Genomic DNA, 9,057 nt, shown 5'->3' on the forward strand with positions numbered 1-9,057 from the left:
GATCTCGCGACGCTGACCCGCAGCGTGCCGCCTTCCTCGGTCACGGCGACATGCACCTGCGTCGCCGCGGCGTGCCTCGTGACGTTCGTCAGCGCTTCCTGAGCGATCCGGAACGCCGCTTGCTGCGTCGCCGCGGACACCTGCACGTCGGCGGCCACGTCGAAGCGCAGCGACGCATCGATGCCCTGGGCGCGCACCCCGTCGACGAGCGCGGCGATGTCGGCGAGCCCGCGCTCGGGCGCGAGGGGAGCGTCGCCGCGCAGCATCCCGAGCACCTGGCGCACCTCGCCGAGCGCCTGCTTGCTCGTCTCCTTCACGCTGGCGAGGGCTGCCGCGGCCTTGTCGGGCTGGGAGTCGAACAGATGCAGGCCGACGGATGCCTGCACGTTGATCTGGCTCAGCGAGTGCGCCAGCACGTCGTGCAGCTCGCGGGCGACGCGCACCCGCTCCGCCTGCGCCTCCTCGGCGCGCCGCGCCTCGGCATCGCGCAGCAGCTGTGCGCGCCACGCGCGCCGGTTGCGCACGCCCTCGGGCACCACGAGCACGAGGATCGACAGGATCGTCCACGGCACGAGCAGAAGGAGTGCACCCGGTTGCAGGGTCACCAGGTACAGCGCGATCGGCGTGAGCCACAGCACACCCGTCACGACCCATGCCCAGAGCCGAGCCCCGTGCAGCACCGCGATCACGACGCCGAAGACGACCGAGACATAGAACGCCACCGCGCCGACCACCGCGATCAGCAGCGACTCGCCCAGCACCGCGACGGCGGCGACCGCGACGAGCACCGGGCCGGGGCGGCGCCTGATCCGGATGAGCAGCACCGGGCCGGCGAGCGCGAGCAGCACCGCGGCGACGATGACCGCGGCCGGCTGCTCGATCTGGGGAGCATGGTGCTGCACCCACGGCGGCGCCGACCGCACGCTCCGCGTGGCGAGGACCGCGAAGGTCGTTCCGAGCTGCACCAGCGCCGACAGCACCACCGGCACCCAGACGCGCAGGGCCGAGCGTCGGCTCCGCTCATCTCTTCCCGCCGGCATGGGGTCAGCGTAGGGGGGCGCGGTGGGCTCAGGCATCCTCCCCAGGGAGTAGCTCGCCCGGGCTGATAAAGTGGACTCGACTTCGGCGAGGGCTGCCTGTCGCGTCGGGCGACCGACACAACAGGCATCCGTTATCGACGCGGTGGAACCGGCTTCACGTCATTCCTCACGCGCTCGCGCGTTCGAGTTGAGATCACACACCAGACGTGGGCGGGAAGCCCACCGACAGCAAAGGCACCCACATGGCTGACAAGCTCACCGCGGAGATCCGCGAATCCTTCGGGAAGGGCGCTGCGCGCAAGATCCGCGCCGCCCACAAGATCCCGGCCGTCATCTACGGCCACGGCACCGACCCCCGTCACGTGACCCTGCCCGGCCACGAGACCATGCTCCTCATCCGCAAGGCGAACGCCATCCTCGAGCTCGACATCGCGGGCCAGTCCGAGCTGACGCTCGTGAAGGACGTGCAGCGCGACCCGGTGCGCCAGATCATCGAGCACATCGACCTCGTCGTCGTCAAGCGCGGCGAGAAGGTCACGGTCGACGTCCCCGTGCACGTCGAGGGCGAGCCCTTCGGCTCGGCCATCGCCGAGCAGGACGCGTCGACCGTCACGGTCGAGGTCGAGGCGACCAACATCCCCGAGCGCGTCGTCGTCGACGTCGAGGGCAAGGAGGCCGGCACGCACATCACCGCCGGCGACCTCGAGCTGCCCGCCGGTGCGACGCTCGTGACCGAGCCCGAGACGCTCATCGTCGGCATCGTCCTGCCGGCCGCCCCCGCCGATGAGGAGACCGCAGAGGCTGCAGAGGCCGCGGAGGCTGAGGCCGCCGAGAGCGACTCGGCCGAGTAGGACCGCGTCAGGAAGGCGGGCGCTCCCTTGGGGCGCCCGCCTTTCGCGTACCGTAGAGAGCTATGGCTACCCCCACCGACACCTGGCTCATCGTCGGCCTCGGAAACCCCGGCTCGGCCTATGCGAACACCAGGCACAACGTGGGGCAGATGGTGGTCGACGAGCTCGCGGCGCGGGCATCCGCCACCTTCAAATCGCACAAGACGAACGCGCACGTCGCCGAGGGGCGCGTGCATGTCGGCGGCCCGAAGCTGATCCTCGCGAAGTCGAACGGCTACATGAACACCTCGGGCGGCCCGGTCTCGCAGCTGCTCAAGTTCTATTCCCTCGCCCCCGCGCAGCTGATCGTCGTGCAGGACGAGATCGACATCCCCTTCGACACCCTGAAGCTGAAGTTCGGCGGCGGGCACGGCGGGCACAACGGCGTGCGCGACATCATCAAGGCGACCGGAACAGGCGACTTCACGCGCGTGCGGGTGGGCGTCGGGCGGCCGCCCGGGGCATCGGATGCCGCCGATCATGTGCTGAAGGCGTTCAGCGCGGCCGAGCGGAAGAACCTGCCGATCCTCATCGCCGACGCCGCCGACGCGGTCGAGCTCATCACGACGCAGGGCCTCACCGCGGCCCAGCTTAAGTTCCACACCAAGTCGGCGTAGCGCGCGGCTGCGGCTGGTGCGTGGCACAGCCCACGTACTCTTGCCGAGCATGAGGCTGTTCACGCGCGAGTGGGGCGCGGGCGAGCGGGTGGCGGTGCTCGTGCACGGCGTGATGAGCAGCTCGCGGAACTGGCGGCTGCTGGGGCCCGAACTCGCCGCGCGAGGCTACCGGGCGATCGCGGTGGATCTGCCGGGCCACGGGCAGAGCCCACGGGCGGATGCCTACACCGCGCCGCTCCTCGTCGAGAGCCTGCTCGACAGCGTGCCCGCGCGCCCCGAGCTCGCCGTAGGGCATTCCCTCGGCGGCTTCGCACTCAGCCAGGCGGTCGGGCGGCTGCAGCCCGCACGGGCGGTCTACGTCGACCCTGCGTTCTCTGCCCCACGGCTCTCGCTGCTCGCGCGCGCGATCGCGTGGCCCGCGGTCGGGCGCCTGCTGGGCTCGACGCCGGCGAAGGTCGCGAAGAACAACCCGCGCTGGGCGCAGGAGGACACGGTCATCGAGTCCGAGGACTTCCATGCCTTCGACCCGAAGTTCCGCGCCTTCCTGCTCGGCCGCGATATCGCGGACATCCTGGTCGCACCCGAGCGGCCGACGGTGCCCTCGCTGCTGGTGCTGGCGGATCAGTCGAAGCTCGTCGACGAGGCGCTCGCCGCGCGTTTGGCTGCAGCCGGGTTCGTCGTGCGCGTCGTGCCCGGTGCGTCGCACACGATCAGCCGCGATGACCCCGAGGCGTTCCTCACTGCCTTGGACGGCTGGATCTGACGGCTGGATCTGACGGCCGGGCCTGGCGGCTGGATCTGTCGGCGGGTCTCAGCTCGCGGTGAAGGGCACGTAGTCGACCTCGAGGAAATCGGCCACCTCGGTCTGCCACCGCTCGGCCACGAACGCCGAGTGCTTCGGCCCGAAGCTGTAGGCGTCGTAGGCGGCCTGGTCGTCGAACTCCATCGAGAGGCCAAACGCGAAGTCGTTCTTGGGGCTCACCTCGCGCAGCACCTCGAACTTCTGGACGCCAGGGATGTCGGCGAGTTCGGCCGCCGCCTGGAGGAACGCGGCCTCCTCGGCCGAGCCCGCGGGGTGGATGAGCCGGAACGCGACGGTGTGCCTGATCATGCCTTCACCCTAGAGCCGCCCCAGCCCGATGTCGGCACCCTTTCCGTAGACTTGAGGAGTGGTACTCGAGGGATTGATCGAGGCGCTTTCGCGCGCCCAGAACTTCGACGACGCCCTCGCCTACGCGAGTCGCGCCGCCGACTTCCAGGCCACAGACGGCCTCCGCGTCCCGCTGCTCGCAGCGCTGCTCGCGAAGCGGCCGAAAGAGCAGCAAGCCCTGCTCGTCGTGACGGCGACGGGGCGCGATTCCGAGGCGCTGCGCCAGGCGCTCGCGAGCTTCGCGCCCGAGGCTGAGATCATCGAGTTCCCCGCGTGGGAGACGCTGCCGCACGAGCGGCTCAGCCCCAGCGCCGAGATCGTCGGGAAGCGACTGACGGCGCTGCGGCGGCTCAAGCAGTGGCAGGGCGAGGCGCCCGAGTCGAGGCATCCGCTCGTCGTGGTCGCCAGTGTGCGCGCCGCGCTGCAGCCGATCGCCGACAACCTCACCGAGATCGACCCGGTCGAGCTCGAGGTCGGTCACCGCGGCTACGACCTCGACCGCATCACCGCAACCCTCGTCGACCTCGCCTATGCCCGCGTCGACATGGTCACGCGGCGCGGCGAGTTCGCGGTGCGCGGCGGCATTCTCGACGTGTTCAGCCCCATCGCCGAGCACCCGTACCGCATCGACTTCTTCGGCGACGAGGTCGACCAGATCCGCTGGTTCTCGGTCGCCGACCAGCGCTCGCTCGCCGAGCCGGTGCACAAGGCGACCCTGCCGCCGAGCCGTGAGCTGCTGCTGTCGGAGTCGGTGCGGCAGCGCGCGCGCGAGATGCAGCACGAGTTCCCGAGCCTGTCGAGCCTGCTCGAGCGGGTCGGCCAGGGCATCCCCGTCGAGGGCATGGAGTCGCTCGCCCCCGCGCTCGTCGACAAGCTCGTTCCCGTCACGGCCTACCTGCCCGAGGGCGCTGCCGTCGCCGTCATCGCCCCCGAGCGCGTCGCGAGCCGCGCGGTGAGCCTCGCCGAGACGAACCGCGAGTTCCTCTCCGCCGCGTGGAGCGCGGCCACCGTGGGCGCCGCCGCCCCGATCGACCTCGAGGCCGGCGACTTCCTCACGCTCGAAGCGCTCAAGGCGAGCGTTCCTGGCGACCCCTGGTGGACCATCTCGACCTTCGACGCGGGTGAGGCGGGTGACGCCGTGCGTCTCTCGGGTGCCGCCGTGCCGAGCTTCCAGGGCAACGTCATGGGCGCGCTCGAGCACGTCGGCGAGCTGCTCGCGGGCGGCTGGAAGGTCGTCATCGCGGCCGCGGGCCAGGGGCTCGTCGGGCGCGCCTCCGACGTGCTGAGCGAGGCGGGTCTCGCCGCGCGCGTGGTCGACGACTACCCGGCGGATGCCGAGGCGGGGGTCGCCTATCTGGTGAAGGCCGCCGTCGAGCACGGCTTCGAACTGGCCGACGAGAAGCTCGCGCTCATCGGCGAGGCCGAGTTCTATGGCCGTGCGGTCGGCTACGAGAGCAGGCAGGTCAAGAAGCTCGGCAGCCGGCGCAAGAACGTCGTCGACCCGCTGCAGCTCAAGGCCGGCGACATCGTGGTGCATCAGACCCACGGCATCGGCAAGTTCCTCGAGCTGGTGCAGCGCGAGGTCTCGTCGGGCGGTCGCAATGCGGTCAAGACCAAGCGCGAGTACCTCGTGCTCGAGTACGCGCCGTCGAAGCGCGGCTACCCGGGCGACAAGCTCTACGTGCCGACCGACCAGCTCGACCTGCTGAGCCGCTACGTGGGCGGCGAGGACCCGGCGCTGTCGAAGATGGGCGGCAGCGACTGGGCCGCGGCGAAGTCGAGGGCGCGCAAGGCCGTGCGCGACATCGCCGTCGAGCTCGTCAAGCTCTATTCGGCCCGCATGGCGGCAAAGGGCTTCGCCTTCCCGCCCGACACGCCCTGGCAGCAGGAGCTCGAGGACGCGTTCCCGTTCGCCGAGACGCCCGACCAGCTGCAGACCATCGACGAGGTGAAGGCCGACATGGAGCGGCCGATCCCGATGGACCGCCTGATCTCGGGCGACGTGGGCTTCGGCAAGACCGAGATCGCGGTGCGAGCCGCGTTCAAGGCCGTGCAGGGCGGGAAGCAGGTCGTCGTGCTCGTGCCGACGACGCTGCTCGTGAAGCAGCACTTCGAGACCTTCAGCGAGCGCTTCGCCGGCTTCCCGATCCACCTGCGTCAGCTCAGCCGCTTCCAGACCGACAAAGAGGCGAAGGAGGTGCTCGACGGCCTTGCCGACGGCACCGTCGACGTCGTCATCGGCACCCACCGCCTGCTCGCGAAGGGCGTCGCCTTCAAAGACGTCGGCCTCGTGATCGTCGATGAGGAGCAGCGCTTCGGCGTCGAGCACAAGGACGCGCTCAAGAAGATCAAGACCAACGTCGACGTGCTCGCGATGAGCGCGACCCCGATCCCGCGCACGCTCGAGATGGCGGTCACGGGGATTCGCGAGATGTCGACCCTCGCCACGCCGCCCGAGGACAGGCATCCGATTCTCACCTTCGTCGGCCCCTACAACGACAAGCAGGTGGCGGCCGCGATCAGGCGCGAGCTGCTGCGCGAGGGCCAGGTGTTCTTCGTGCACAACCGGGTCTCATCGATCAACCGGGTGGCCGCGCAGCTCGCCGAGCTGGTTCCCGAGGCGCGCATCGCCGTGGCACACGGCCAGCTCTCCGAGCACACCCTCGAGCAGATCGTGGTCGACTTCTGGGAGCGCAAGTTCGACGTGCTCGTCTCGACGACCATCATCGAGACCGGCCTCGACATCTCGAACGCCAACACGATCATCATCGACCGCGCCGACAAGTACGGGCTGTCTCAGCTGCACCAGCTGCGCGGGCGCGTGGGCCGCGGGCGCGAGCGCGCGTACGCGTACTTCCTGTGGGACGAGAACAAGCCGCTGTCCGAGACCGCGCACGACCGCCTCTCGACGCTCGCCGCCAACAACGAGCTCGGCTCGGGCATGCAGATCGCCCTCAAGGACCTCGAGATCCGCGGCGCGGGCAACCTGCTCGGCGGCGAGCAGTCGGGGCACATCGCGGGCGTCGGCTTCGACCTCTACCTGCGCATGATCGGCGAGGCGGTCGGCCAGTTCCGCGGCGACGTCGCCGAGGGGCAGACCGAGCTGCGGCTCGAGCTGCCCGTCGACGCGCACATCCCCGAGGACTATGTCGATTCCGAGCGCCTGCGGCTCGAGGCGTATCAGAAGCTCTCGGCGGCTTCCGGCCCGAACGCCCGCGACAATGCGATCGACCTCGTCGTGGACGAGCTCACCGACCGCTACGGCGAGCTGCCAGAGCCCGTGCAGAACCTCGTCGCCGTCGCTCGTCTGCGACGGCATGCCCAGCTCGCCGGGCTCGGCGAGGTCGTCACGATGGGGTCGAATCTGCGGCTCGCGCCGGCCGACCTTGCCGACTCGATCCAGGTGCGGCTGCAGCGCCTCTACCCGGGGGCCAAGCACTTCCAGCAGCAGCGCGCCATCTCGGTGCCGATCAAGACCGTCGACGGGCAGCAGCTCGCCGACGCCGAGCTGATCGCATGGGTCGGCGATCTCCTGCGCGCCATCTTCCCGTTGCCTGAGAAGACGGAACAGAAGGCGTCCGAGTCGGCGCAGGCCGGGGCGAAGTCCGCATAACGGCAAGCCCCATCCGCGCGGAAGGGATTCGGGCGTCATGTCGGCGCGCCTCGGGACTGCCTCGGCGCGCCGCGTCAGGTCCCGTGCGCCGCCCCGGGCTCATTTCGTGCGGCGACGTTAGATGCCCTTTCGTCCCGGGCTCATTTCGTGCGGCGACACTAGGTGTCCTTTCGCCCCGGGCTCATTTCGTGCGGCGACACTAGGCGCTGAAACACGATGCTCGGAGCGGCATCCAATGTCGCCGCACGGGGGCAGCGGTGCGCAGAGCAGCATCTAGTGTCGCCGCGCCGGGGGAGGGGGCCGGCCGGAAGAGCATCTAGTGTCGCCGCGCCGGGGGAGGGGCCGACCGGAAGAGCATCTAGTGTCGCCGCGCGGCCTTCGAATCGTGAGGCTCGTCGGCCGCGACCGCGTCGATGACCCGGGCGAGGCCCCACTCGAACGCCCGGTCGACGTCGCCACCGAGCTGGAACGCGCCGGCGAGCTCCATCGTGAGGAATCCGTTGGCCCAGGCCGTCAGCGTCCGTGCGGCATCGAGCGCGCGCTCCTCGCCGACGAGTCGCCGCGCGGCGTCGATGAGCGGGGCAGCGGAGCGGGCGAGCACATCCACAGGGGGCCGCGCGTCGAGCGGAGCGCCGCCGAAGATCAGCCCGAACCCCGACGGGTCCGCGTGCGCGAAGGCGCGCAGCTCGCGTGCCAGGTCGGCGATCGCCCCGCGCGGGTCGCGTGCGACGAGGGCCGCGGCCGATGCGAGACGCCGCGCGAGGTCGTCGATGACCGCGACGACGACGAGCCTGATCAGCTCGGTGCGGCCCGCGATGCGCTTGTAGAGCGAGGGCGCTCGCACGCCCACCCGAGTTGCGACCGCCTGCATGGTGAGCGCCTCGAGGCCGCCTGCTGCCACGATTCCGCGAGCGGCGGCGACGATGTCGCCGTGCGTGGTGCGGCTGGGTGCCGGCATGGGACTCCTCTCACGATAGCTATTGCTATTAGCCATGAAAGCTATGTACCGTAGCCTTCATGGAGATCGTACCCGGAATTCATCGCGTGGGCACCGACCTGATCGCGATCCATTTCTTCGCAGATGACGACGGCGTCACCGTGGTCGACGCCGGCCTCGCTGGGCACTTCCGCGAGCTGAAGCGCGAGCTGGCGGCGATGGGCCGCTCACTCGGCGACATCCGCGGGCTCGTGCTCACTCACGGCGACAGCGACCACATCGGGTTCGCTGAGCGGCTACGCGCGGAACACGGTGTGCCGGTCTATGTGCACGCGGCCGACGCGGCCCGTGCCCGCGGGCTCGAGAAGAGCACGCCCGCGTGGGGCCGGCGGCGCATCGGGCCCGTGCTGCAGTTCCTCGGCTACACCGTCGCCATGGGCGGCCTGCGTAACCGCTACCTCGGAGAGGTCACGCCCGTGCGCGAGGGCGACCGTCTCGAACTGCCGGGGCGCCCGCAGCTCATCGCGCTGCCCGGGCATTCGCCGGGCAGCATCGCGGTGTACTTCCCTGAGCAGCGCACCGTCTTCGTCGGCGACGCGCTCACGACGCGCGATGTGCTCACCGGCGTGCGCGGCCCGGCGCCGGCGCCCTTCACCGATGATCCGACCGAGGCGGCCGCCTCATTGGAGCGCCTGCTCGGCCTCGACATCGAGGTGGTGATCCCGGGCCACGGGGCGCCCTGGCGCGGCAGCGCGCACGAGCTCGTGCGGCGGTACCGCGCCGCGAGCGGTGGCGATCGCTAGACCGACA

At 70.5% G+C, this 9,057-nt stretch carries 8 protein-coding genes; 5 read left to right on the top strand and 3 right to left on the bottom strand.

The annotated features are described in order from the left end of the window. On the bottom strand, positions 1-1,040 hold a 1,040-nt coding region (locus ACM2XV_RS09640), incomplete at its 3' end, for a sensor histidine kinase (protein ID WP_487026773.1). Positions 1,041-1,282: 242 nt separating this feature from the next. Here ACM2XV_RS09640 and ACM2XV_RS09645 point away from each other — a divergent pair. The 3 genes from ACM2XV_RS09645 to ACM2XV_RS09655 all read left to right on the top strand — a co-directional run bounded on the left by ACM2XV_RS09645 (position 1,283) and on the right by ACM2XV_RS09655 (position 3,310). Beyond that, complete coding sequence (locus ACM2XV_RS09645) at positions 1,283-1,891, top strand: 50S ribosomal protein L25/general stress protein Ctc (protein WP_344773836.1); 609 nt, start codon at positions 1,283-1,285, stop codon at positions 1,889-1,891. A 62-nt stretch (positions 1,892-1,953) separates the two neighbouring features. Continuing rightward, positions 1,954-2,547, top strand: coding sequence for an aminoacyl-tRNA hydrolase (pth, locus tag ACM2XV_RS09650; RefSeq protein ID WP_487026774.1), 594 nt, complete (start codon positions 1,954-1,956; stop codon positions 2,545-2,547). A 49-nt stretch (positions 2,548-2,596) separates the two neighbouring features. Further along, positions 2,597-3,310 carry an alpha/beta fold hydrolase gene (locus ACM2XV_RS09655; RefSeq protein ID WP_487026775.1) on the top strand — a complete coding sequence of 238 codons (714 nt, stop codon included), beginning with the start codon at positions 2,597-2,599 and terminating at the stop codon, positions 3,308-3,310. Between the two features lie 48 nt (positions 3,311-3,358). Here ACM2XV_RS09655 and ACM2XV_RS09660 read toward each other — a convergent pair whose 3' ends face one another. Then, positions 3,359-3,658 carry a Dabb family protein gene (locus ACM2XV_RS09660; protein ID WP_487026776.1) on the bottom strand — a complete coding sequence of 100 codons (300 nt, stop codon included), beginning with the start codon at positions 3,656-3,658 and terminating at the stop codon, positions 3,359-3,361. 58 nt (positions 3,659-3,716) lie between these two features. Here ACM2XV_RS09660 and mfd point away from each other — a divergent pair, with 58 nt between their 5' ends. Next, positions 3,717-7,310 (top strand): transcription-repair coupling factor, encoded by a 3,594-nt coding sequence (gene mfd / locus ACM2XV_RS09665; protein WP_487026777.1) that lies wholly within the window; start codon positions 3,717-3,719, stop codon positions 7,308-7,310. Positions 7,311-7,668: 358 nt separating this feature from the next. Here the strand turns inward: mfd and ACM2XV_RS09670 are convergent, their stop codons facing one another. Beyond that, positions 7,669-8,268 carry a TetR/AcrR family transcriptional regulator gene (locus ACM2XV_RS09670; RefSeq protein WP_487026778.1) on the bottom strand — a complete coding sequence of 200 codons (600 nt, stop codon included), beginning with the start codon at positions 8,266-8,268 and terminating at the stop codon, positions 7,669-7,671. A 59-nt stretch (positions 8,269-8,327) separates the two neighbouring features. On the opposite strand from ACM2XV_RS09670, the gene ACM2XV_RS09675 reads away from it, so the two are divergent. Beyond that, a complete protein-coding gene (locus ACM2XV_RS09675; RefSeq protein ID WP_487026779.1) occupies positions 8,328-9,050 on the top strand; it encodes an MBL fold metallo-hydrolase in 723 nt (240 codons plus the stop codon). The last annotated feature ends 7 nt before the right edge of the window (positions 9,051-9,057 follow it).

This window comes from Gryllotalpicola sp. CP2-P1 (assembly GCF_057512245.1).

Bases quoted from the DNA above. Each gene is read 5' to 3' on its own strand.
- pth (WP_487026774.1), top strand. From the start codon at position 1,954: ATGGCTACCCCCACCGACACCTGGCTCATCGTCGGCCTCGGAAACCCC.
- ACM2XV_RS09675 (WP_487026779.1), top strand. From the start codon at position 8,328: ATGGAGATCGTACCCGGAATTCATCGCGTGGGCACCGACCTGATCGCG.
- ACM2XV_RS09645 (WP_344773836.1), top strand. From the start codon at position 1,283: ATGGCTGACAAGCTCACCGCGGAGATCCGCGAATCCTTCGGGAAGGGC.
- ACM2XV_RS09660 (WP_487026776.1), bottom strand. From the start codon at position 3,658: ATGATCAGGCACACCGTCGCGTTCCGGCTCATCCACCCCGCGGGCTCG.
- ACM2XV_RS09670 (WP_487026778.1), bottom strand. From the start codon at position 8,268: ATGCCGGCACCCAGCCGCACCACGCACGGCGACATCGTCGCCGCCGCT.
- ACM2XV_RS09655 (WP_487026775.1), top strand. From the start codon at position 2,597: ATGAGGCTGTTCACGCGCGAGTGGGGCGCGGGCGAGCGGGTGGCGGTG.